Source organism: Methanobrevibacter arboriphilus (assembly GCF_019669925.1).
Lineage (GTDB): Archaea > Methanobacteriota > Methanobacteria > Methanobacteriales > Methanobacteriaceae > Methanobinarius > Methanobinarius arboriphilus_A.
The window spans coordinates 439,259-465,762 of record NZ_AP019779.1 but is presented as its reverse complement, the minus strand read 5'-3'; the positions used below and the strand labels follow the sequence as shown (position 1 = coordinate 465,762).

Sequence of the window (26,504 nt, the reverse complement as noted above, 5' to 3'; positions counted from 1 at the left end):
TTAGTAATTATACATTAATTACATGAAATTTTATACAACTCCTTATCATTCTAATCTAATTAAGGATATTGATAGATTGTCAGTTTTTTATGAAGGGATTAATGATTATTATAAATCCATTCTTAGTAATGGAAATAATAAAATTCAAGACAATGATAAAAAAATTTCTACTGTATTTGATTTGGGTTGTGGTTCTGGTGTTCTTTCTTATTTTGCTTCAAAATATTCTAAAAGTGTTTTAGCTATAGATAATGATGATAAATCTATTCAATGTGCTAAAAAAACTTTTAAAGAAAATAATATTGATAATGTTAATTTTATAAGTGCTGATGCATCTTTATTTGAATTTACAGAGTCTGCAGATTTAATAATTTGTGAAATGTTAGATACTGCTTTAATTGATGAAGAAGAAGTTCCAGTTTTAAACAATGTTCGTAAATATCTTAAAAATAATGGAAAAATTATTCCTCAGGGAATTATTAATATTGCTGAACCTGTTTATATGGAGAAAAGTTACACACATTATGAGGACGAGGATTTTCATGGCAAAAAGCCTGATTATAAAGTTTTAGGAGACTATGTTATATTTTCTTGCATTGATTTTTTAGATGAGATTATACCTGAATTTGAGACAATTATTAATTTTAAATTTGATAAAATTAATGATACAACTGATATATCGATTAATGAGTTTGATAATAATCTTAGTGACTCTAATAACTTTAATAACTTTAATAATTTTAATAATTTTAAATTTAATGGTATTAAGATAACGACTTTTACTATAATAAATGAGAATATTATTTGTGGTCCTACTCCTATGCTAAATCCTCCTATTTTAATTCCTTTATCATCTAGTTATAATATATCTAAGAATAATATCAATAATAATTTTAATAATAGTATTAATAGTGATATTAATAATAAGAATAATAATAAGAACAATAATATTAATAGTATCATTAATAGTAATACTAATAATAATATTAATAATACTAATAGTAATACTAATACTAATACTAATAGTAGTGAGGTTAATAATTATAATAATATTTTTAGTAATGATAATTTAAATGAATTAACATTATCGGTTAAATTGAAATATGTTATGGGTGGGGGAGTTGAAACAATTGAAGCTGATATAATTTAATTAGTTTATATTTCATTATAATGACTATTTAGTCTTAATCTTGTTTAAGATTATATTTATTAGATTTATATCATATTTCATAAAAGAAAATTATTAATATATTAAAAGTAATAATTCTAAAATATATTAAAATAATAAAATATATTAAAATGTATCAAAGTAATTAAAGTATTTTAAAATAATTAAAATAACTAAAGTATAATTAAATGTATCAAAATGTATCATATTTGGTGATATTATCTCATTAAAAGAAAAGTTAGAATCCTTTTTAGTAAATTGTGAAAAGTTAGTTGTTTTAGGTATTGGAAATGAATTAAGGGGTGATGATTCAATAGGTCCTTATATTATAAAAGAACTTGAAAATATGTCTATGGGTTCTAATTCTTCTGATAATTCAAATACAAAAACTTCTGATAAAAAATTTAATAGAAATATAATATTTATTGATGGGGGTTCTGCTCCTGAAAATTTTACAGGATTAATAAAAAAGGAGAATCCTAGTCATTTATTGATAATTGATGCTGCTTTAATGGGAACTAATCCTAGTAATGTAAAGACTATTGTAAAAGATGAATTACCTAATATTAATGCTTCAACTCATTCAATGTCTTTATCTTATTTGATTAAATATTTGGAAGTTGATATTTATTTTGATTTCCTTTTAATAGGTATTGAACCAGTAAGTATGAATTTAGGAGAAGAAATATCTCATAATGTTTTAAAAAGTGCTGATGAGGTAATAGATATACTTTCATCATTATTGTTTGATTAATTTATTTATTATATTGTTTTTATAGTGAATTTTTTATTTATTATATTATTATGAAGATTTTATTTATTGTGATATTATGAAGATTTTATTTATTGGAGCAAGATTATTTGATGATGTTGATTTCTATTTAAAAGAAAAAAATATTGAAAGTATTTTAACTGAATCAAATTCTAATGCTTCTAACTTAGATCGTGCTAATAAATATTTTATCGTTCCAAGAGGTATGGATGGACCTATTAGGATAGCTAAAGAAGAGAACGTTGATGGAATTGTTTCTCTTATTGGGATTGATGATCCTTTAATGGACGTTGCTTTAGCTAAGGAAAAAGTAGAAAATGAGTTAAAAATCCCTTTTATAGCTTCTAATGCTCACACTATTGCAATTAGTTCTGATAAGATAGAAACAAAAAAATTTTTTATTAAAAATAATATTAACACTTCTAAATTTCAAATATTAAATTCTTATAATTTTGAGGAATTTATTAGTTCCTTTGAATTTTCAATAATATCTTCTAAAAATTATTTAAATAATTCAGAAAATAATATTTCAGAAAATAATAAATTAGATAATAATAAATTAGATAATGATAATTTAGATTTTCCACTTGTTTTTAAGCAAAGAAGTGGTCAAGGTGGACGAGATATATCTATAATTCAAAATATTGATGAAGCAAAAGATTATTTTTCTGAGTTTAATGAAACACTTTGTGAAGAATTTATTGAAGGTAGTGAAATATCTATTGAGGTTTTATGTTTTAATAATAGTCATATACCTCTTGTTCCTGTTTATAAAGGAGAAACATCTCTTAATGGTTTACATCCTTTAAATAAAGTTAGGTGTGCTCCTGCAGATGTTCAGGGTTTAGATAATGAATATGTAAAAAAAGTTGCATATATAATAGCTAAAGAGCTTAAAGCTGAAGGAACTATTGATATTGATTTTATTTTTTCTAAACATGATAAAAAGCTGTATGCTTTAGAAATTAATACTCGTCCAAGTGGTACTAGATATTTAACTGCAGCTGCAACTAGTATTCATCCTTTAACTAAATTGATTGATATGGTTTCTGGAGATTTTAATATTGATTCTCTTAATGAAGAAATGAAAGATTATTTTGCTTTGGAAATTCCTATTGGTAATTTTAATGATAAACAGTTTAATGGTAAAAAATCAAATAATCCTCTTAAAAAATTTAATAAAAATTCATGGGTTCTTCATGGTCCTTCTAATTATGAGCGTTTAACTATTAGTGCAGAATCAAAAGCAGAAGCTAAAAAATTAGCTAAAAAACTCATTGGAAAAAGGTTTTATGAGTTTTGTTTAGATGAATTATAGTTATATTATTTAAATAAACATACTTCTATTTTTTATTACTTATTATTAATATTTATATCCTAGAAATTTGATTATAATCATTAATTTGAATAAACATCTTGAATCTATAACTAAGTTTAAATATATCTTTGATTAAACTATTAATATTTATGATTTTATAGAGGATAATAGTAAATTATTTAGTAAATTGTACTGAATTTTTTATATCATGATTTTTAATTAGTGTGGTAAAATGAACTATTTCGATGTATTGATATTATTTATAATAAGTTTTGCTTCTTCTGTTGCATTCACATATTATATACGGAAGATTTTAATTGGTGCCAATGTTTCAGACAACCCTATTGTTTCAGAACACAGGCATAAAGCTGGTACTCCTACTATGGGGGGTATAGCTTTTCTTTTTTCTGTATTGTTTGTAGCATCAATTTATTTTAAAAATCAATATATTTTAGTTACCTCTCTTATAATGCTTACAGCAGGAGTTGCTGGCCTTTTAGATGATTTGATTGGTTTTAAAGTAAAAGAGTATCAAAAATTAATAAAAAATATCACTAATTCTCCGTTAACTATTGGACAATTAACTTTAAATCCTGGTGAAGAAGCTAGAGCTGCAACTCCAAAAGCAAAGGAGGTTGTTGATGATTTATTGGCTGAAAATAAGTTAGAACTTTTGGCTGAACTTCCTATAAAAAATGAGATGGGTGAAATTGAAAAAATTATTGGTCAGCTAGTTATAGGTATATTTCTTGTCATTACTGGTACAGTTGTTACTCTTGGTGGATTTTCATTAGGTCCTTTTGTGTTGATTGGTGGAACTACAATAGGATTATTAGCTATTCCAGTTATTTTAATCGCGGTTATTGGTGCTATTAATGCTATTAATTTAATTGATGGTATGGATGGTTTAGCTAGTGGTATTATAGCTATTGCTTCTATTGGTTGTGCTTTGTTTGGTTTTATAAATGGTAATCCTGGAGCAATATTTGTTTTTACTCTTTTAGCTGCAGTTAGTCTTGGATTTTTAGTATTCAATCGTTATCCTGCTTCTATTTTTATGGGAGATACTGGTTCTTTTGCTTTAGGTGCTGGATTTGCAACAGCAGTGCTTGTAACAAATATTCCCTATTTTGGAGTCTTATCTTTGGCAGTTCCTATTGTTTCAGTTATTATCAGCTTAATTCATAGGGCAAAAATCATTCGCCTTCCTGTTGAACCTTTACATCATACTTTAAATTATAATGGAATGTCTGAAAAGAAGATAGTACTTAGTTATTGGCTTTTAACAGCGGTTGTCTGTATAATTGGGTTATTAGTTGATTATTATATTTTCATATAATTTTTTATATTTAGATTAAGATATATCTTAGTAAGGATGTTATATCAGTAATGATATTATAAAAATATCATATTTTCATTGGTTATTTCACATCGAATATTTATATATAATAAATTTATAATAATCCTCTTAGTTTACTGAATAAATTATCATCAATTTATTATAATTATTATTAATATTATTAACTTTAGTATTAGTATTACTATTAATATTGCTATTAGTATTACTATTATTATTTCATTTGTATATTGTTTGTTATTTAAGTATATTGGAGTATATTTTAGATGATTGATACAAGGATTACTATTGATTCATTAGCTAGAGCTATTTCTGGAAATATTGTTGGAGCTTCAGATTTTAGGTCTCCTGGAGGCTTTACTGGAATTTTTAATATATTAAAAGATTCTAGTGAAGGGGATATAGTAATAAGACATTGGATTGATGAAAAGGGAATAAAAATTGCTTCTAGTAAAAATGTTGCTTGCATAATTACAGAAGATCCTAGGGGAAATTCTATAGATATAGCTACTGATTTAAAGATTCCTTTAATAGTTGTAAAAAAGATTGAAGAAGCAAATGCTATTGCTTTAAATTGGTCTATAAAAAATTTTGTTCCTAACTCTAAAAGAATAATTATTAGTGGTACTAATGGTAAATCAACAACATCTCATATGATTTATCATATATTAAAATCTACAGGAGCTAATACACTAACAAATACTGATTCAAAATCTGAATTTAATACATTAATTGACCCTATGGTCCCTAAAATTATTTCTGAATATGCTTTATCCAATGATGGTCAATTAGATTATCTTGTTATTGAAGCTTCTGAGGTTCAAGGATGGTTAGGTAAATTAATGCATAATCATGCACTTTTAATGACTAAAGCAGTTAATCCTGATGTTGGTGTAGTGACTAATGTGGCTATTGACCATATTGGTCTTGTTAATTCAATCAAAGAGGTTTTTGAAGAAACTTCAGGAATTGCTAAAGGTATGAGCAAAGGAACTTTGGTTTTAAATCATGATGATGAATATGTATTTAATATGGCAGATTTTGCTGAAAGTAATGTTGAAACTTTTTATTTCTCAATGAACTCTGTTATTAAAGATATTAATATTAATACTAATATCAATAATAATACCAATACTAATACCAATACTAATACTAATACCAATAATAATACTAAAGTTAATGATATTAATAATATTGGTATTAATAATATTAATATTAAAAATGTAGATATTAATAATACTAAAAATATTTCTAGCAATGAAAATGGTATTGAAATTAATAAATCTTTAATTTATGATACTGAAAGTAAATCTATAATATACAAATCTAAACCAATATTGACTATTGAGGAGCTTCCATTTAATAGCAATCATTTTATTCAAAATACTCTTGCAGCTATTTCAGCATGTTTATCACTTAACATTAAAATTAAAGATATATTGAATGGTGTAAAGTCTTATAAATCTCTTAAAAGAAGATTTAGGAAGATTAATTGTAATCCTATAATAATCGATGATTTTGCTCATAATCCTGAAGGTATAAAAGCAACTATTAATGCAGTAGCTAATTTTCCTCATCAAAATCTTAAAATCATCTGTGCAATTCGAGGGTCAAGAGGTAAAGAAATTAATGAAATTAATGCTAAAGCTATTGTTGAAGCTTTAAAAGATATAAATAGTAATTACAATACTAATTATAATCATAAAAACAATAATAATCATAAAAATAGTAAGCATAAAAATAATAATAAGTATAATAATAATTATAACAATGAACATGGAAAAAATAATTCTGAAACATTACCTAAAATTAAGAATAATGAAAAATTAAAAGATAAAAAATTAAAAGATAAAAAATCTAAAGATAAAAATATTAATAAAGTGGAAATAATTTTATCTAGTAGTTCTGATGTTGTTGATGAATCAAACTTTGTTGAAGATTTTGAAGAAGAAACATTCTTTAATGTGCTAAATAAAGAGAATATTAGTTATACTCATTACAAAATGCTTAAAGATGCATTATATAATGTTTATAATTCTTCTAAAGTCGATGACCTTATTTTATTAATAGGTGCTCAGGGAATGGATCCTGCTGAGGAATTATTAAATGAAATATTTAATGAGGATAACTAATTCTTTAAGATAACTAATTATTTGAATATTTGAAAAGTTGCTAAATTATTCAAAAATTAATTTAAAATTCTTATTATCTTAAAATAAATTTTAGAAGGATATTTATAAATAGTTATATTATTAGTAATAATTATTTTAAAGAAAATATATATAAGAGATAAGTATTAATATTAGTTTGGTCTAAAATACAGATATATAATGTAAGTTTTATATGATGTATTCTATTAATAATAATTGATAATAATCTAATGTTAATAGTACATACTTAATATTATTTCTTAATACTATATTGTAACTATATTGTATTTTTAATGCTTTCATTGCTTTATACATTGTTTGTATTTACCCATACACTGTGTATTGGTTATATATTGTTTTAAAATGTTTTAATATACGTATTGATAATATTATTGATGTTTTATTAGCTTATTATTAAAATTTATATGATATAATTATATCTGATATTATATTTGAATATTTTACATTTATATTGTTCAAATATTTATTATATTTAGATATGGTTTGGATATTATAGCTTGGATATTATATTTTTATTATTCTATTAATACTATATTGATAATTTGTTGTACATTTTATAGTATATTTTATATATAGACTTTATATTTTATACATATAAAAATAATTTATATAAGAGTGAAGATCATGTTCATTAAAATAAGGAGAGATACACTAATAATTTTATTATTAGCTTTTATATTGATCCTTTCTGGTAGATTAATAACTTATATTGCCTTTGCATCTTCTCCAGAAATAGATGATGGTGTTCCTATTTCTGGTATTATTATTAAAGGTAATGATATTGTTCCTATTGATAGTATAAGGGCAAATGTTGCTAATTCAGGGCTACGTTCAGGGAGTTATATTGACGGTGATATGTTGGTAACTTCTAAGCGAGAGATACCCCTAAATGAGGCGATTAAAAATGCTCAAGAATTTGCGACTTTGACCACTATACCAGGAACTAAAGTTCAGCCTATTGCTGCTGCTGATGTTAAAGTTGACAAGAATACCGGTATTGTAACGATAACCGTCATTGAAGATTTTTCAACAGTAGATTTAACTAATGCAACATCGAAAGCTCCAACGGCATAATAATGGTTTTTAGTCTTGAATTACTTTAAAATTGAATACAATCTCTATAATTTTATAATATATCTTTATTTTAGATATAAGAGTTTGATTTCAAATTAAATCGGATTATTGCTATAAATCATTTAATATAAACCATATTACTATGAGAATAGTAAATATATTATTAATAAAAATTATTAAATGTCTAAAAAATTAATATAGTTAAAATAGAATATTGTTATTAAAAATAACTCTAATATAATGAAAAATATGAATTGATAGTTATTTGGCTTAGTAGGTAATTATTGAATCACCTAATTATTAAAATATTTAACTATTGAAATCACTTAATTATTGAATTTAATTAACTGTTGAAATTACCTAATTGAGATTTTTTCAGCTAATTTATATTATTTAAATCAGATTGATATTATTGAATCAAAAAATAATATTGAATAAATTACCTAATAAAATTAAATAATAATCAATTAAATAATATTATAAACTAAATGGATGATAACTTGAGAAAAATTCTAATCCTATTAAGTATACTCTTGATTCTTTTTGGTTTTATAGCTACTATTTCAGCTACAATGAATGTAATAGTCATTACAGATCCAACTGGTCAGGATATAAATGGTGCTGCTGGAGGAAGTATGTCTTTTGCAGATAATATGTTCCAGTCTACATTTTTAATGTCTAAAGAAAAACAATTTGTTGTTTTATCTGGAGGAGAAGGTGACTCTAATAATAGGCTAAGAGCTATTGTTGAATCTATTAGTAGATTAGAAAATGGAGCTACAGCTGCAGAAGGTGCTGCAGCTGCTAGTGGTTATTCTGGGATTAGATTGATGGTTGGTGGGCCTTCAATTGGTGCCGCTGTAGGCGGATCTTTTGATGCTTATCTTATCACTGTTGAAGATGATAATAGTATTCAAATTACTCCTTATTCTGGAGGACTTGCAGTTTTACCTCCTGGAGAAAAAGGAGCTATTATTCATTTAAGAAATACTCATGGTAATCCTCAATATGGGACTGCAACTCAAGTTAGAAGAGAAACTGCTCTAAACATAGGTAGGATGATTCGTGATGGTTATTCTGCAACAACTATTGTAGGGCAAGTATTTAAAGAAGTTTCTAATGACGCTGGAGAAAAATATGGTGGAGGAGCTGTTAATTTAGTGGCAGGAATATCTACTGGAGATATGTTTACTCCTGAGGAAATTAATACTACTGGTTATCCAATGAATGAACCTTATGTTAAAGTTTGTCCAAATGATGGATGGTCTTCGGGATATCCTGCAGCAGAAAATTATGATACTTGTCCTATTGATGGAGCTCCATTAAAAGTTATTTATGCATATGAAGCTTTAACCGATGCTATAACTGTAACACAAGATTCTGTTAGTGTTTCTGTTTATGGAAGTGAGACTCCAGGATTGTCTGAAACCACCAGTGAGGTTGTAAAAGCATCAGTGTCTAAATATGGTTATGATGCTAATGCTATTGCTGGATCATTAAATAAAGGTATTAGAAATGGTCTTATAGTTAGTGTAAACTATGTTGAACCAAAAGATATAAATGTAAAAGCAGGATCAAAAGCAGTTGGTGTTTATTATACTCCTTTACCTGATGGAAGAACATCTCCTCCTTGGAATTTACCTGTAAGTTCATTTGTATTAGATATACTTGGAAGTATTCAGACTGCTATAGGTATAATATTGGTACTTTTAGTTATATTCAGAAGTAGGTTATTGAAATCTTTCCAGAAAAAATAGTCTAAATTAAATAAAAATTAAATATAGAAATATAGATTAAATATAAATCAAATCTAAATAATCATTTTTTAATAATTAAGCTTTTTAATAAAAATATTTAATATATAATATTTAATATATAATTTAGTATTTATATCAAAATATAATTCAAATAATAATTTAATATATTTATATAATATAATAAACTATATTTGGAATATTACTTAATGTTCTATTAAGATAATTTATTAATATGGTTTAATTTATTATTAATAATATGTTTATGTTTAATTAAAATTTATATTCAAATCCTATTTTTTAATAGGTTTTATATTATTCTTTTAAAATTTAAAGTTATATGTGATAATTATGGCATTAATATTAATTCGTGGAGATAATAATTCAAAATTACTCAATGCAATTGCAGATATTGAGAGGCATGCTCAATTGCACTTAATCAAGGATCCTCAAAAGATTGATGGTGAATTTGCAGATTCTATAGTTGAAAGTATCTTAAATGCTCCTTTAAGAAATAAATCTAAAGTAGCAACTGCTTTTTTTGTTAGAGAAGATATCACTTTAGCTATAATGCAAATTAAGAAGATACATCCTCCTGCTCATGTTGTAGTGGTAAGTGATGAATATAAAGAATATAGTTCACTAAATAAAAAGTTAGATGATGCTCCTATTTTTAGAGGTTATTATTCAAACAAAGCTCAAAAGGGAACAGAACTTAAAGATTATAAATCTAATATTTCTAATCCAAGACATAAATGAATCTATTAATATTATCATTAGATTATTATTAATCAATAATAAGTAAACATTATAATTCTTTATTGAAATCTTGGAATAAATAAATTAAAGTTAATATAATTAATTATAAAAAAATAAAAAAAGTATATATTAAATAATAATAATTAAATAAGAATTAAATATTAAATAAGAATTAGTTTAAAATATATCTTATAAAAAATTAACTTTTAATAATATTAATTTAACCTAGTTAATATTATATAGAATAATATAAATTAAAATCAAAGGAATTTAATAGAAAAATTATTTTAATAGAAAATAATCTTATTACTAGTTTTTAAGATAATTTTAACTATTATTTATTATTTTTTCTTAATTTTAACAATATCTCCAAGAGTTGGTCCACCTGAAGATATATTTTTAAAATCTTCTAACTCCATATCAGATATTTTTTCAATTAAAGTTATATTTAATATTCTTTCTAATTTTTTAGCTAATTTTATATCTGGAACCATTTTTCCTGATTCGATTCTATTTATAACAGAAACTTTTTCATAAATTTTTTCACCAAGCTCTTCTCTTGAAAAACCTTTCTTTTCACGACCTTCTCGGACTATTGATTGAAAATCTTCAACTAACTCTTCAGTAGGTTCATCAAGTGAATACATTGGTCTAGGAGTTCTAGTTTTTTTCTCAGTTCTATTAATTCCACTCCCTTTGCTCTTATTTAGAATATTTTTTGGTTTTGGAGGTTCTTTTTGAATTATACCAAATTTAGAGCAATCTGAGCAAACTTCCATAATAGAACCATCAATTTTTGTTTTTTTTGACTTACCTTCTTCTATGGGTTGTCCACAAATTTCACATCTCATGTTTAATAATATATTTTAATTATTTTTATATTTTACCTATCATCAAATTATTATAATTATTATTTTCATAAATATTTTCATAATTTTTATAGTTATTTTTATAATTTTTATAATTTTTTCAGATATTATTTTAATAGTTTTTTCAGAATCATTTTCAGAATCATTTTTAAAATTATTTTTAAAATATTTTATATTTATAATATTAAAAATCCCAAAATTTAAATATTATTAAAGACAATTTCTATATATACAAATTAAATTTAAAATTTATATAATGTCAAATATCTTAATATATTTTTTAATATATTTGATTTAAAAATTGAATATATAAATAAATATAAATAAAATAAATATAATTAGTAAAAATAATTAAAATAAACATAAGTTAAATAAAATAGATTTGTTTTTTATTCTAAATGGAAATTATATGATTTTTAACCTGTTGTATAGGTTTTAATCTTTTAACATTATTTAATATGTATTATTGTTTTTGTTTACAATACATTTCTTATTTATAGTTGTTTTTATTTGCAATGCATTTTTAGTATTATTATTGAATTTAATGATTATTACTAGTGATTTGCTTATAATAATAGTGATTTGCTTATAAGATTATTATTAATTATATTGTTTTATAAATAATTATAAATATTGTTTTATACATATTATATATTATAAAAAATTTTTATAAATTATATATTTTAAATATTATAAATATAAAATTTCTAATTAAGAAAATTCTAATTAAAAAATTTCTAATTAAGAAATTTTTAAAATTTTTAATCAAGTTTATATTTATATAATACTGTTATTATTATATTTGAATATTATGTTTATATCCTAAATTACTAAATGAATTTATAGGAGTGTTCTAAGAAAATGGAAAATTCCCAATCTCTTTTAAATAAGATCGAAGATCTTAAAAAAGAAGTAAGAATATTAAAAGAAGAAAATACGAAAACTAAAAGGAATCTAATGTGGAAAGTTAGAAAACTTGAAAAAGATAAAGTTCTAACTGAAAATGAAAAGATTCGGCTTGAAAGAGAAACAAAATCTCTTAGGGGAGAAGTTGAAAGATTCAGGTCTCCTCCATTAGTCTTGGCTACTATTATGGAAATTCTTGATGATACTCGAATGACTGTGAAAAGTAGTACTGGTCCTCACTTTGTTATTAATTATTCAAAATTTTTAGATGAAAAGTTACTTGTCCCAGGTTCAAGAGTTGCTTTAAATCAGCAAACTTTTAGTGTTGTTGATGTACTTCCTGCTGAAAAGGATCCTAATGTTTCTGGAATGGAAATTGAAGAAAAACCTTCTGTTTCTTATGATTCTATTGGTGGACTTGAAGATCAAGTCATTGAAGTTAAAGAAACTGTTGAGCTTCCTCTTAAAAAACCGGAATTATTTGAAAAAATAGGTATTGAGCCACCAAAAGGAGTTCTTCTTTATGGTCCTCCTGGAACTGGTAAAACTTTACTTGCTAAAGCTGTAGCTAATGAAACTAATGCAACTTTCATTAAAATTGTTGCTTCAGAATTTGTTAAGAAATATATTGGTGAAGGAGCTAGAATGGTTCGTGAAGTATTTGAATTAGCTAAAGAAAAAGCTCCGAGTATTATTTTCATTGATGAAATTGATGCTGTTGCTGCTAAACGTCTTAAAAGCTCTACCAGTGGAGATAGAGAGGTTCAGCGTACTTTAATGCAATTACTTGCAGAACTTGATGGTTTTGAGTCTCGTGGTGATATTGGTATTATTGGTGCTACAAATAGGCCAGATATCTTAGATCCAGCACTTTTAAGACCTGGAAGATTTGATAGGTTTATAGAAGTACCTCTTCCTAATGAAGATGGTAGAAAAGAAATATTGAAAATACATACTTCTAAAATGTCTTTATCTGAAGAAGCTGATATTGACCTTCTTGCAACTCTTACTGAAGGTGTTTCTGGTGCAGATTTAAAAGCTATTTGTACTGAAGCAGGAATGTTTGCAATAAGAGAAGAAAGAGATGAAGTACTTGTAGCTGATTTCATGGACGCTGTTGATAAAATCATGGGCGTTGAACATGATGAAGAGTATAAAAAAGAAGCTGGAGTAATGTTTGGTTAATATTTTTAATATTTCCCACATTTTTCAATTTTTTTATGTTTTTTAATATTATTTTTAAAATTTTTAGATAATATTTTTAAGTAATATATATAAATAATATCTATAATAATATTTTTAAATAATATTCTAATATTTTTAATATTATTAATTATCAATATTTCTAATATTTTTAAATAATTTTTAATATTTTTAATTAATATTTCTAATTAATATTTTTTAAAAAATTATATTTTTTTTAAATTAAAGTCAGTATTATTAGCCAATGATGAACCCTATGAGCTCTGATATGTGATGAATGATGGGCGAACTGAGGCTAATTTATATTAACTTTCAACCTCTAAAATAAGATTATTCTTTTTATCATATTGTTTTTATAAGCCTATTCAAATTATAAGATTATTCTTCTTTAAAACTGTTCAAAATTTTTTCATTGTTAGTTTCTACAATTTTTGGAAGTTTACCTATGGTTCCGATTGATTCTCCAACTATAATTAAAGCTCCAGTAAAATGTTCTTTGAATTTTTCAGCAGCTATTAGTCCATTTTCTACTGCATCTTGATCTAATACTCCATTAACCTTGTTACCTATTGAAGTAGCTAATCCATCAGCTATACTGGCATTTTCACTTATTACAGTAACACTATCAGATCTTCCATAACTAATAGAATATCCTACTGACCCTGATGATGTACATATTCCCATCTTTTGATTTTTTGATTTATTTTTAAATTCAAATCCTATTTCTCCACTTAGAGGTGAATTTCCTGCATAAATTCCAAATATTACTTTTTTATTAGAATAATTATTTAAAAAAGCTATATCTCCTCCATTATCTAATATGGAATAATTTGAATTATTTTTTATTAAATAGTCCAATGAAAGTTCTGCTATTGTTCCTGCTAAAGTAGCTGTTGGACCTACATTAGCTATATTTGATCCTTCAATCATTTTTTTTATAATTTTTGGATTAGAATCATTTTTTTTATTTTTTAATTTATAAGGTTTCAGTGTTTTTAAAAATAGGGGATTATCAATAATATACTTTTTTAATATATTTCTCTGATTTATGATAAAATCATCCAATCCAATTTTTTCAAAGTCAATATCTGAAACAACATTCATTTTTGTTTCTTCTATTGATATTTTATTTTTAAATATAGATTTATTTTTCATTTTATTTTCCATTGTTTTACTTTAATATTTCTTAAATAATATAATTATCGTTATTTTATTTTATTAATTTACCTATATTACTTATTTTATATTCTTTTAAACCTCCTTTTATATTTTAAATTTTTTTAAATTCTCATATGTTTTACAAAAAACTTATTTAAGAGTTGAAACATAAATATAAACCAATGTTTAATAGAGATAATGAAAAAATCGTTAATGAAAATATAATTTTAAAGGGAAGACCTAATTTTTTTCTTAGCTGTAAAAAGGTTTTTGTTTTATTAATAATTTTAGGAGCTGTTTCCTATATATCTCCTATTGTAATTGATTATATAACTCAAATGCAAGTTCAATTACTTAGATTTGTTGATCTTCCATTGATACAGGCAGCTACAATATTTACATTCATAATTATATTTTTGATTATTATTTGGATTATTTGGACATTAATATCTTGGACAGTAAAGGAATATGTTATAACTGATCAAAGAGTTACATATAAATCAGGAGTATTATTTCAAAAAACGATGCATATGCCTTATTCTAAAATTCAGGATGTTATCATATCTCAAGGATTGTTAGGAAGAATTGTTTCTGTTGGAACAGTTACAGCATATAGTGGATATGATGAGTCTAAATTAGAACTTAGTAATGTTAGTAATCCTAAATTGGTTGAAGAAACCATTTTTTCTGAAATAAATAAACTACATTCTTATCCTGATCATTCTATAGGACAAAATGATTTTATTAGAGGTCCTAATTTTAATGATAATAGTTTTCAAAGAGATAATAATTATCAAAATAATCATATTTATGATAATAATGTAAACTCTGGTTATAATAATTATAACTCTAATTATAATCCTAATTTACCTAATAATAATTATAATTATAATAATAGTTCTGATAATTATGATGAGAGTATTGATAATTTAAACAATCCTTCTCAACAAAATTATAGGGATAATGATAATTATAATAATAATGAAGAATATTATCAATATAAAGATGGTGTTGATGGAAATTACAATCAAAAGATTAAGTCAAGATATATATCTTCTGACGAAAACCAACAACCTAAAAGAATTTATAGTCCAATTAATAATAATGATTTTCCATTTCTTAAGAAAGATAATCAATATTCTAAAGAATATTCTAAAGAATATCCTAATAATGAGAATCTTAATAAAGGTTTAAACAAGCCTATTTATAATAATCATAATAATCATAATGTAGATAAATTTATAGAAAACCCTGAAGAATATAAAAACTCTCCGAATTTTAATAAGAATAGTGAAAAAGATAATGATAGTGAACCTATCAATAATGAGTCTATCCCTAATGAACATTCTGGAGATAATACCTATAATAAAGATAATATTGATTCATATAATGATAATGAATATTTTGACCAAACTATGAATCGTGCTATTAATAATCTTAATGATGGGTTGAAGTTTAGACATAATAACGGAGATTTTCATAATAATGACCATGATAAAGAAGATATTCAAGAATACAGTCAAAAACACAATGCAGAAAATAATCCAGAATATGACCATAATCAAGAGCATGACCATAATCATTCTTTTGAATATAATCAAAAAAACCTACAAAACTATTCTAATCAGATGGATGATAAAGATTCGAATAATAAATTGTATAATGATATTAATAATGTGAACCAATTTAATGAATATAATAAAAAAGAAACTCCAACTTCTCATAATATTCAATCTGATCCTCGAAATAACCAATATTATCAACCTAACTCTAATTTTAATAACCAATATCCAGATTATAATCGAAATTTAAATAATAATTTTAATAATAACCATAATCAAAATTCAAATCAATATAATCCCAATAACCAAAATAATAAATATAATTATCAAGATAATTACAATAATCAGAATAATCATAACCAAATTAACCAAAATCGAAATAATCAAGGTAGTTGGGATAATCAAAATAAACATGTGAATGATAGAAATATTCCTGAAAATAATAATTATAATCATGATATCCAAAATCAGCAGATGAATAATGAGAATAAAGAGATTTCTGTTATAGAAAGACACTTTAGAAAGTTCAAAAAATAGTGTGTGTATTGATGAGTTTTGACTATGATGTGGCTATTGTAGGTGGAGGACCTATTGGTTCAACTTTAGCTTATAAAATAGCTAAAGAAGGGTATAAAGTAGCTATTTTAGATAAAAAGAAGGAAATTGGAATTCCTTTACAATGTGCTGGTATTGTTAGTAAAAAATTGATGGATGTAAATGAAATTCCAGATAATTTAATATTAAATAGTGTTAAAGGTGCATACTTACATTCTTCTAATAATACTTTAAAAGTGGAAAAAAATCATACTGAGGCATTCATAATTGATCGAATAGCTTATGACAAGTTTTTGGCTGAAAGAGCTGTTAATAATGGTGTTAAATTTTTTAATCAATATAAGGTTACATATATTGATTCTGACAATGGTATAATCAGATGTCAAAATAATATGGAGGTTTCTGCAAAAATTATAGTTGGTGCAGATGGTTCTAAATCATTTGTTTCTAGCTTAATTAATGAAAAATTTAATTATTTTAATGCCTCTCAATATTTAGTGGAAATTAATACTTCTTCTAGAGATAATATGATTAATACTAATGCTGTTGAATTTGTTGATCTTTTTGCTATTTCTAAAATTTTACCAGGATTTTTATGGTGTATCCCAACATCAGATTCAAGTTTTAGAGTTGGTTTGTTTTCAAACAATTCATACAAGGATCAAAAAGAAATATTAAATTCTTTTTTAGATAATGATGAGAGATTTAAAGAATCTTCTATAATTGAAAAATATCATGGTAAGATACCTATTTTTGATAAAAATAAGAAAATTATAAAGGACAGAATATTACTCATTGGAGATGCTGCATCTCAATTAAAGCCTACTACTGGTGGAGGACTTATTATTGGTTTTGATACAACTAATTTAGCTAAAGATGCAATTATAAAATCTTTGGATAATGATAATATTAATTTTTTAAAAGATTATGAACAAAATTTTAAAAAGAAGTATGCTAAAGAGCTTAATTATCAGATAAGAGTCCAAAAAACTCTTGAAAATCTTTCTGATAATGATTTAGATTTTATGTTCACTAAGTTGAAAGAGAAAAATGCTGAGGAAATTATATCTAAATATGGTGATATGGATAAACAATCGATTCTTGTAAAAGAATTTATAAAAAGAGGTTTAATTTTTTCAATTATTCCGAAAGTTTTCTTTAGGAAGCTTATATCAATTTGGAGTTTATAATTTTTTTAATTATTTAAATTCAGATATTTCAAAATCTATTTAAAAATTTATTCAAAAATTCGTCTATATTTACATTTGATTAAGATATATAATAAGTTAAAATATTCCAATATGTATTTAGAGGAGTTATTATTATGAAAAATAAAAAAAAGATTGCTTGGGCAGTAACTGGTGCTGGAGAAAAGATTGAGAAAACGTATGAAACAATGGTTGATATTCAGGAAAAGTATGGTGATAAAGTTGAAATTAGAGTTTTTGTTTCTAATGCAGGTAAACAAGTTTTAAAGTTTTATAGACTTTTTAAAAAGATTAAAGAAAATTTTGAGTATGTTTCATTTGAGGTTAATTCTAATTCTCCTTTTTTAGCTGGTGATGTTCAGTTACATAAATATGAATTCTTACTTGTTGCTCCTTGTACTTCTAACACAGTAGCTAAACTAGCAAGTAGGATTGGTGATACAATGATTACAAATGCTGTAATTATGGGTCAAAAATCACAAGTTCCAGTTTATATAATGCCAGTTGATTTTAAAGAAGGAGTAACTGTAACTAAAATTCCTAATGGTAATGATCTTATTCTTGAATTAACAAAAGAGGATATTGATTGTGTTAGAAAAATTTCAAATATGAATAATACTTTTGTATTTGAAGATACTGATGAGATTTACAATATCTTTAAAGAGAAATTTTAAGTAGTAATATTTGTTTATACTACTTTTTTAATTTTTTAATTTAATTTTTTAACTTATTTTTAATTATTTATTTTTTATTTATTTTTATTTTTCAATTTATTTTTATAATTTCTTTTTAACAACTACAACCATTTGGGATATCATCATCGTAATCTTTTTTTAGCTCTTGTAATGTGACTGACAGAAATGAGTATTCAAATCCTGCTTCGTCAATTTGTTTTAAAAGTGGAGCAACACCTTTAAAATAACAATCAACATCTCCAGTTTCACCAATATTATATTTTAATGCTTCTGATCCTTTCATACCTTCAAAAAAATGTTTTATTTGGTCCATATCTTCATTCGGAGTTCTAAAATTGACAGTTAATATTCCTCCTTGTCTTGCTTTAAGACCTACATATTTTTGAAGAACATTTATTTTTTCACCAGAATCTTTCTTAAAAATGACATTATCAGCAATTTCCGACATAATTTCACCTTACTTTATTTTCATGTATTTTAATATAATTTTGATTACAGTTTTGTAAGTTATTATTAATTAAATTTTCTTATTTTCTAACTATACAAATTTTTATAATTTTATTAGAAATATTCAACTGTTAATATTTATCTATTAATCTATTACAAATAGTGATAATATTTATATTCTTTAAAAAATATAATGTTTATTGTTAAAAGCTTATTATCATAGACTAAAGTAAACTTTTAAAATATTTTTTATTTTAAAAATTATTTATAAGTTAAAAATTATTCATGAAATTAATAGATAATAAAATACTAATAATTTGTAGATTATTAATAATCAACAAGGTATTAATAATTAGCAAGATATTAATAATTAGTTAAATATCAATAATCAACAAAATATAAAATATCATAGATTAATAATTATTTGTTCATTAAATTAGAGGAATGGTGTTAATTTGAATGAAACTATTAAAGATATTGGTGCTAGAGTAAAAGAACTTAGGAATTTATCTGATTTTACTACTAAAGAGATGGCTGATGTATGCAATATAAGTGAAGATGAATATATTAGCTATGAAAATGGTGAAAAAGATATTCCTGCAAGTGTTTTATATGAAATAGCTCATAAATTTAAAGTTGATATGGGTCTACTTTTGACTGGTGAAGAAACAAGGATGCATATCTTCAATGTTACTAGAAAAAATGAAGGAGTTTCTGTAGAGCGTAGGAAACAATATAAGTATGAAAATCTCGCTGAAAAATTTATTCATAAAAAAGGTGAAACTTTTATTGTAACTGTTGAACCAAAAGATATTGTTGATGAACCTTCTAAAAATACTCATCCTGGTCAAGAGTTTAATTATATCTTAGAAGGCGCTTTAAAATTATATATTCATGATAATGAAATTATTTTAAATGAAGGAGATTCTATCTTTTTTGATTCAAATTATGAACATGCAATGAAAGCATTAAATGGTAAATCTGCTAAATTTTTGGCTGTAATATTATAGTATGTTATTATTAATTATTTTTAGTTGATATTTTATTATATTATTTAATACTATGGGCAATATTGTTTAATATTATATAATTACTATTTAATACTATGCTAATATGATACTACTATTATACTAATATCATACTACTATTATATGAATATTATTTAATATTATGTAAATATTATATGAATATCAAATAAGCATTATTTAAATATTTTTAATATATAATAAAATTATTTGATATTATGTTTAATTCAATATTTATTAGTCTTTAATATTTAAGATTTAATTATTTAACTTTTTATATAGGATGTTTTTATTATATGATTAGTTTTCATATATAATTAGTTTGTTTAAATGATTAATTTTCATCTGATTTATTATTAAAATAAAAATTTAAAATAAAATTATTAAATAATAAAGATTGTTAAAATAAATATTATTTATAGGTAACTTTGTAAATATTATTAAAAATAATCCCGAGGCAATTATATGTCATCTTTACTTAAAGAATTTGTTAACAGAGTCGAATTTGACTCTTATGAAGATTTTAAAAATAATTTTGAGTTTAATGTTCCAGAAAACTTTAACTTTGCTTATGATGTTGTTGATAGATATGCTGATGAGGATCCAGAAAAAATTGCATTGTTATGGTGTAATGATTTTGGTGAAGAAAAAAAATTCACATTTAAGGATATAAAGAATTATTCTAATAAAGCAGCTAATTTAATAAGAAGGTATGGCATTAAAAAAGGCGATAAGGTAATGTTAACTTTAAAAAACCGTTTTGAATTTTGGTTTTCTATCATTGCACTTCATAAAATTGGAGCCATTCCTGTTCCAGCTACACATATGCTTAAGAAAAAAGATATTATTTATAGAATAGATAAAGCTAGTATTGACATGGTTATATCTGTTGATGATTCTGAACTTCTTTCAGAATTCGATAAAGCAGAATTAGAACTTGGAGTTAAACTAAAAAAATTAGTGGTTAATTCTAATGAAGATTCTTTTAATATTGAAAATTCATTTGTTGGATGGGATAATTTTAGAGAAGCTATTGAAAAAGAAGATGATTCTTTTATTCGTCCTACTGGTAGTGATTCTAACAAAAATGAAGATATAATGATAATTTATTTTTCTTCTGGGACATCTGGTCAGCCTAAAATGGTAGGGCATGATTTTAGATATCCATTAGCTCATATAATAACTTCTAAGTATTGGCACAATGCTATTGAAAATGGAATACATCACACTTCTGCTGATACCGGTTGGATGAAGGCAGTTTGGGGTGGTTTATATGGTCAGTGGATTGTAGGAACTTCTGTATTTATCTATGATTATGATAGGTTTAATGCTTTAAACTTGATTGAAAAAATTGAAAAATATCAAATTAATACTTTTTGCGCTCCTCCAACAATATATAGATTCTTAATAAAAGAAGATCTTTCAAAATATGATTTTAGTAGTTTGAAATATTGTACAACAGCGGGTGAGCCATTAAACCCTGAAGTTTATAACAAAGTTCATGAAATTTTTGGTTTAAAGCTAAAAGAAGGGTTTGGTCAAACTGAAACCGTTATTAGTGTGGCTAATTTTATTTGGATGGACCCAAAGCCAGGATCAATGGGTAAACCTGCACCATGTTTTAATGTAACTTTATTAAATAGTAATGATAATGAAGTCGATGTTGGTGACGAGGGTGAGATATCTATTGAAACTTCCAACCTTCCTCCTGGGCTTTTTAAAGGATATTACAGAAATGAAGAAAAGACTAATGAGGTTTGGTATGATAATTATTATCATAGTGGAGATACTGCTTGGAAAGATGAAGATGGATTTTTGTGGTTTGTAGGAAGAAATGATGACATTATAAAGAGTTCTGGATATAGGATTGGTCCTTTTGAGGTTGAAAGTGCTTTAATATCTCATCCGAGTGTTTTAGAATGTGCAATTACTGGTACTCCAGATGCTGTGAGAGGTCAAATTGTTAAAGCAACTGTTGTTCTTGCTAAAGAATATGAACCTTCCGATGAACTTAAAAAAGAACTTCAAAACCATGTTAAAAATGTAACTGCTCCTTATAAATATCCTAGAGTTGTTGAATTTGTAGATGAACTTCCAAAAACTATTAGTGGTAAAATTAGGAGAGTTCAGATAAGGAATGAAGATAAGAATAAATAGTTTATAATATATACATATAATTTATAAAACTGATAATATATAAAATAAATTTCTTTAAAAAATAAATTTTATTAAAAGTTTTATAAAAATATTAATTGAATTATTATTAAAATTATTATTAAAAGTATTATCAATTATATTATAAAGTATTATTGAGTGTATTAATGAAAATTATTATAAAAAACTAAATAATATTAATAGGTGTTTATATTGAATGATATAGTTAAAGATATTGGATTTAGGGTAAAAGAGCTTAGAAATCTTTCTGATATATCTATAAATCAAATTGCTGCTTATTTAGGTATTGATGAAAATGAATATCTAAACTATGAGTCTGGTGAAAAAGATATTCCTGTTGGTGTTTTATATGAGATATCTCAAATATTAAAGGTTGATATGGGGCTTTTAGTTTCTGGTGAAGAAACAAGAATGCATATTTTTAATATTACACGTGCTGGAAAAGGAATTCCAGTTGAAAGACGTGAAGGTTATAAATGCGAAAATTTAGCCGATAGATTTATTCATAAAAAACTTGAAACTTTGACAGTAACTGTTGAACCAAGTGATGAAAAGCCTACTATGAACCATCATCCAGGTCAAGAGTTTAATTATGTTTTAGAAGGCTCTTTAATGTTATATATTCATAATCGTGAGATTATTTTAAATGAAGGGGACTCAATATTTTTTGATTCAAATTATGAACATGCTATGAAAGCTTTGAATAATGAAAATGCTAAATTTTTAGCGGTTATTGCACAATAATTAGAATATATTAAGTATTTTATATTAATTAGATTATTAAATAAATTATGTTATTAAACATTTTTACTAATTATTAAATATTTTGGATTGATTAAATTATATTAATTTAGATTATATTTAGATTATATTTAGATTATATTTAAATTATATTTAAATTAGAATTTATTAAAGATATTAAAATTTTAACTATTTATAGAGGTACTTTATGTCATCACTTACTAAAAATTTTGTTAATAGGGTTGATTTTGAATCTTATGATGATTTCAAGGAAAATTTTGAATTTAAGATTCCAGAAAATTTTAACTTTGCATTTGATGTTGTAGATAGATATGCTGAGGAGGATCCAAATAAGATAGCTCTTATCTGGTGTAATGATCATGGAGATGAAGAAATTTTTACTTTTTCTGATATGAAGAAATATAGTAACAAAACAGCTAACTTCTTTAAAAGTTTAGGTATTAAAAAAGGAGATGCTGTAATGCTAACTTTAAAAAACCGTTTTGAATTTTGGTTTTCAATGATGGCTCTTCATAAAATAGGGGCAATACCTATACCTGCTACACATATGTTGAAAGTTAAGGATATGATTTATAGAATAGAAAGTGCTGATGTTGATATGATTTTATCCTTAGATGAAGGTGACTTAATCAAAGATTTTGTTGATGCAGAAAAATTAATCGATTCATCCAAACCAATTAAAAAGATTTTTGTTGGAGATAAAACGGGTAATAAAACTATTGATGGTTGGTTAAATTTTACTAATGGTATTAATGATGCGTCTGATATTTTTGATAGGCCTACAGGTGATGAATCTACTAAAAATAATGATAAATTTTTAATTTATTTTTCTTCTGGGACTTGTGGTCAACCTAAAATGGTTTTACATGATTTCACTTATCCTATTGGTCATATAATCACTGCAAAATATTGGCATAATGTTGTTGAGGATGGAATTCATCATACTTCTGCAGATACTGGTTGGGCTAAAACTAGTTGGGGATCTTTGTATGGTCAATGGATAGCTGGTACTGGACTATTTATTTATGATTATGATAGGTTTGATGCTTTAAATCTTCTTGAAAAGGTAAAAGAATATAAAGTAAATACTTTTTGTGCACCTCCTACTATCTATAGATTTCTTATAAAAGAGGATTTATCAGATTATGATTTTAGTAATTGGACTTATGCTACAACAGCAGGTGAACCACTAAATCCTGAAGTATTTAACAAGTTTTATGAAATTTCTGGACTTAAAATAAGAGAAGGTTTTGGTCAAAGTGAGACTGTAGTGATTATAGCTAATTTCGTATGGTTAGAACCACGTCCAGGGTCTATGGGTAAAATAGCTCCAACTTTTAATGTTGAAATTCTTGATAATGATGAAAATATTGTTGATATTGGTGATGAAGGTGAAATAACTATAAATGTCGCTAATGGTAATCCTACTGGATTATTTAATGAATATTACAAAAATCCTGAAAAAAATGCGGAATCATGGTATAATGGGCATTATCATAGTGGGGATACTGCTTGGATTGATGAAGATGATTATTTATGGTTTATTGGAAGGACTGATGATATTATAAAGAGTTCTGGATATAGAATTGGTCCTTTTGAAGTAGAAAGTGCTTTAGTTTCTCATCCAAGTGTTTTAGAGTGTGCAATCACTGGTTTTCCAGATCCTGTAAGGGGTCAGGTTGTTAAATCCACAATAGTCCTTGCAAAAGGTTATGAGCCATCAGAAGAGCTGAAAAAAGAGATACAAAATCATGTAAAACAAGTTACAGCTCCTTATAAATATCCAAGAATTATTGAATTTGTAGATGAGCTTCCAAAAACTATCAGTGGTAAAATTAAAAGAAAAGAAATTAGAATTGATGATGAAAATAAATAAATGAGTAATTAGTTTATTATTTGATGAATAATTAGAATTAATAATTAAAATTAATAAATAAAACTAATAATTAGAATTATAATTAGTAATAAAATTAGTAATAAAGTCATTAATATAATTAATAAAATTATAAAATTAATATTAGAATTGATAATTAGAGTTAATAATTAATTAATCTATAATAATTAGGTGTTAGAATTGACAAAATCTAAAGAGAGACCACAACCATTCCCTATTATTCATAAAGAAGAGTGTAAATCTTGTAATAGGTGTGTTATTTCGTGTAAAAATAATGCTCTTGAGTTAAGTAAGGATCTTAATGAAAGTGGTTATAATTATGTTGTGTATAAAGGGAAAGGATGTAATGGTTGTGGTGATTGTTATTATACCTGTCCAGAACCATTAGCTGTTGAAATTCATATACCTAAAAGGAAAAAATCTAAAAAAGAGGAGTGAAATTAAATGGCTAGTCAAATGATTAAAGGAAATACTGCAATTATTATTGGAGCCATGTATGCTGGTTGTGATTGCTTTTTTGGTTATCCAATAACTCCTGCTAGTGAAATATTGCATGAAGCTTCTAAATATTTTCCAATGGTTGGAAGAAAGTTTGTTCAAGCTGAAAGTGAAGAAGCAGCCATAAATATGGTTTATGGTGGTGCATCAGCTGGTCATCGTGTAATGACAGCTTCTTCTGGACCGGGAATTAGTTTAAAACAAGAAGGAATTACTTTCCTTGCAGGTGCAGAACTTCCATCAGTTATTGTTGATATTATGAGAGCAGGTCCTGGTCTTGGTAATATTGGACCTGAACAGGGAGACTACAATCAAATTGTTAAGGGTGGGGGTCATGGAAATTATAAAAATATTGTTCTTGCTCCAAATAGTGTTCAAGAAATGTGTGATCTTACAATGAAAGCATTTATGCTTGCTGATAAGTATAGGAATCCTGTAATCGTTTTAGCCGATGCTGTTTTAGGTCAAATGGCAGAACCTCTTCGTTTTCCTCAGGTATCAATAGATCATAAGCCTGATGATGATTGGGCAGTTCGTGGAAATAAAGAAACAATGGAAAATCTTGTAACTTCAATTTTCCTTGATTTTGATCAGCTTGAAAAATTTAATAATGATATCCAAGTTAAATTTGATGAAATTGAAAATAATGAAGTTGATTTTGAAGAATATATGATTTCAGGTAATGATATTGAAGATGCTGAAATAATTCTTGTAGCTTATGGTATTAGTAGTAGATTAGCTCGCTCTGCAGTTGATATTGCAAGGGAAAAATCTGGAATTAAGGTAGGTTTACTTAGACCAATATCTCTTTTCCCATTTCCAAGTAAAAGAATTGATAAATTAGCTAAAAAGGGTTGTGAATTTATATCTGTTGAAATGAGTAATGGTCAAATGAGAGAAGATATAAAATTGGCAGCTAATTGTGCAATATCTGATTGTAAAGATGTTCATTTAGTTAATAGAATGGGTGGGAATTTAATTGAGGTTAAAGACATCCTTGAAAAAATATATGACTTGGCTGAGTGTGAGAAGTGTAAAGTGAATTTAGCTAAGGAATATCCTGATGATGATGAAGATATAGACAAGTTTGATGAACCTTATATTGATTCTAATTATAAAGATGGAATTGATGAGGATGATATTAAATATCAAATTATTGATTAATTAATTGGGG

21 protein-coding genes are annotated in these 26,504 nt (G+C 24.8%); 18 read left to right on the top strand and 3 right to left on the bottom strand.

What is annotated here, in order from left to right:
• Positions 1 to 22 precede the first annotated feature (22 nt).
• From MarbSA_RS01930 to MarbSA_RS01895, 8 genes are all read left to right on the top strand, one after another.
• Positions 23 to 1,150, top strand: coding sequence for a 50S ribosomal protein L11 methyltransferase (locus tag MarbSA_RS01930; RefSeq protein ID WP_221061733.1), 1,128 nt, complete (start codon positions 23 to 25; stop codon positions 1,148 to 1,150).
• Between the two features lie 235 nt (positions 1,151 to 1,385).
• Positions 1,386 to 1,922 carry a hydrogenase maturation peptidase HycI gene (gene hycI / locus MarbSA_RS01925; protein ID WP_348531746.1) on the top strand — a complete coding sequence of 179 codons (537 nt, stop codon included), beginning with the start codon at positions 1,386 to 1,388 and terminating at the stop codon, positions 1,920 to 1,922.
• A gap of 76 nt (positions 1,923 to 1,998) precedes the next feature.
• Positions 1,999 to 3,258, top strand: a complete 1,260-nt coding sequence (gene ddl, locus MarbSA_RS01920; protein WP_221061732.1) for a putative pseudomurein biosynthesis ATP-grasp protein — start codon at positions 1,999 to 2,001, stop codon at positions 3,256 to 3,258.
• A 232-nt stretch (positions 3,259 to 3,490) separates the two neighbouring features.
• Positions 3,491 to 4,597, top strand: a complete 1,107-nt coding sequence (mraY, locus tag MarbSA_RS01915; RefSeq protein WP_221061731.1) for a pseudomurein biosynthesis MraY family phospho-N-acetylmuramoyl-pentapeptide-transferase — start codon at positions 3,491 to 3,493, stop codon at positions 4,595 to 4,597.
• 284 nt (positions 4,598 to 4,881) lie between these two features.
• Positions 4,882 to 6,747: a Mur ligase family protein gene (locus MarbSA_RS01910; protein ID WP_221061730.1), complete on the top strand. Its 1,866-nt coding sequence runs from the start codon at positions 4,882 to 4,884 to the stop codon at positions 6,745 to 6,747.
• 663 nt (positions 6,748 to 7,410) lie between these two features.
• The gene (locus MarbSA_RS01905; protein ID WP_042704173.1) at positions 7,411 to 7,860 is read left to right on the top strand and encodes an Mfer763 family protein; all 450 of its coding nucleotides are present in this window, start codon (positions 7,411 to 7,413) and stop codon (positions 7,858 to 7,860) included.
• Positions 7,861 to 8,432: 572 nt separating this feature from the next.
• Positions 8,433 to 9,617, top strand: coding sequence for an Mfer764 family protein (locus MarbSA_RS01900; protein WP_197016930.1), 1,185 nt, complete (start codon positions 8,433 to 8,435; stop codon positions 9,615 to 9,617).
• A 348-nt stretch (positions 9,618 to 9,965) separates the two neighbouring features.
• Positions 9,966 to 10,373 (top strand): DUF356 domain-containing protein, encoded by a 408-nt coding sequence (locus MarbSA_RS01895; RefSeq protein ID WP_042704169.1) that lies wholly within the window; start codon positions 9,966 to 9,968, stop codon positions 10,371 to 10,373.
• A 341-nt stretch (positions 10,374 to 10,714) separates the two neighbouring features.
• Here MarbSA_RS01895 and MarbSA_RS01890 read toward each other — a convergent pair whose 3' ends face one another.
• On the bottom strand, positions 10,715 to 11,224 hold the full coding sequence (locus MarbSA_RS01890) for a multiprotein bridging factor aMBF1 (RefSeq protein WP_054835954.1): 510 nt from the start codon (positions 11,222 to 11,224) through the stop codon (positions 10,715 to 10,717).
• Positions 11,225 to 12,103: 879 nt separating this feature from the next.
• Between MarbSA_RS01890 and MarbSA_RS01885 the strand changes: the two genes are divergently transcribed.
• A complete protein-coding gene (locus MarbSA_RS01885) occupies positions 12,104 to 13,333 on the top strand; it encodes a proteasome-activating nucleotidase (RefSeq protein ID WP_042704167.1) in 1,230 nt (409 codons plus the stop codon).
• A gap of 396 nt (positions 13,334 to 13,729) precedes the next feature.
• Here the strand turns inward: MarbSA_RS01885 and MarbSA_RS01880 are convergent, their stop codons facing one another.
• The gene (locus MarbSA_RS01880) at positions 13,730 to 14,518 is read right to left on the bottom strand and encodes a UPF0280 family protein (protein WP_244987884.1); all 789 of its coding nucleotides are present in this window, start codon (positions 14,516 to 14,518) and stop codon (positions 13,730 to 13,732) included.
• 152 nt (positions 14,519 to 14,670) lie between these two features.
• On the opposite strand from MarbSA_RS01880, the gene MarbSA_RS01875 reads away from it, so the two are divergent.
• The 3 genes from MarbSA_RS01875 (at position 14,671) to afpA (ending at position 18,508) form a co-directional block, all read left to right on the top strand.
• On the top strand, positions 14,671 to 16,608 hold the full coding sequence (locus MarbSA_RS01875) for a PH domain-containing protein (protein WP_156314642.1): 1,938 nt from the start codon (positions 14,671 to 14,673) through the stop codon (positions 16,606 to 16,608).
• Positions 16,609 to 16,619: 11 nt separating this feature from the next.
• Positions 16,620 to 17,816, top strand: coding sequence for a geranylgeranyl reductase family protein (locus MarbSA_RS01870; RefSeq protein WP_054835165.1), 1,197 nt, complete (start codon positions 16,620 to 16,622; stop codon positions 17,814 to 17,816).
• A 134-nt stretch (positions 17,817 to 17,950) separates the two neighbouring features.
• Positions 17,951 to 18,508, top strand: a complete 558-nt coding sequence (afpA, locus tag MarbSA_RS01865) for an archaeoflavoprotein AfpA (protein WP_221061729.1) — start codon at positions 17,951 to 17,953, stop codon at positions 18,506 to 18,508.
• A gap of 115 nt (positions 18,509 to 18,623) precedes the next feature.
• Here afpA and MarbSA_RS01860 read toward each other — a convergent pair whose 3' ends face one another.
• Entirely contained in the window at positions 18,624 to 18,977 is a 354-nt protein-coding gene (locus MarbSA_RS01860; protein WP_042704159.1) for a hypothetical protein, read from the bottom strand.
• 454 nt (positions 18,978 to 19,431) lie between these two features.
• Here MarbSA_RS01860 and MarbSA_RS01855 point away from each other — a divergent pair, with 454 nt between their 5' ends.
• From MarbSA_RS01855 to MarbSA_RS01830, 6 genes are all read left to right on the top strand, one after another.
• Positions 19,432 to 19,986: a helix-turn-helix domain-containing protein gene (locus MarbSA_RS01855; protein ID WP_042704157.1), complete on the top strand. Its 555-nt coding sequence runs from the start codon at positions 19,432 to 19,434 to the stop codon at positions 19,984 to 19,986.
• A gap of 480 nt (positions 19,987 to 20,466) precedes the next feature.
• On the top strand, positions 20,467 to 22,158 hold the full coding sequence (locus MarbSA_RS01850; protein WP_221061728.1) for an AMP-binding protein: 1,692 nt from the start codon (positions 20,467 to 20,469) through the stop codon (positions 22,156 to 22,158).
• A gap of 201 nt (positions 22,159 to 22,359) precedes the next feature.
• Entirely contained in the window at positions 22,360 to 22,920 is a 561-nt protein-coding gene (locus tag MarbSA_RS01845) for a helix-turn-helix domain-containing protein (protein ID WP_197016912.1), read from the top strand.
• 205 nt (positions 22,921 to 23,125) lie between these two features.
• Positions 23,126 to 24,814 carry an AMP-binding protein gene (locus tag MarbSA_RS01840; protein ID WP_221061727.1) on the top strand — a complete coding sequence of 563 codons (1,689 nt, stop codon included), beginning with the start codon at positions 23,126 to 23,128 and terminating at the stop codon, positions 24,812 to 24,814.
• A 198-nt stretch (positions 24,815 to 25,012) separates the two neighbouring features.
• A complete protein-coding gene (locus MarbSA_RS01835; protein ID WP_054835162.1) occupies positions 25,013 to 25,270 on the top strand; it encodes a 4Fe-4S dicluster domain-containing protein in 258 nt (85 codons plus the stop codon).
• Positions 25,271 to 25,276: 6 nt separating this feature from the next.
• Positions 25,277 to 26,494 carry a 3-methyl-2-oxobutanoate dehydrogenase subunit VorB gene (locus tag MarbSA_RS01830; RefSeq protein ID WP_221061726.1) on the top strand — a complete coding sequence of 406 codons (1,218 nt, stop codon included), beginning with the start codon at positions 25,277 to 25,279 and terminating at the stop codon, positions 26,492 to 26,494.
• Positions 26,495 to 26,504 lie beyond the last annotated feature (10 nt).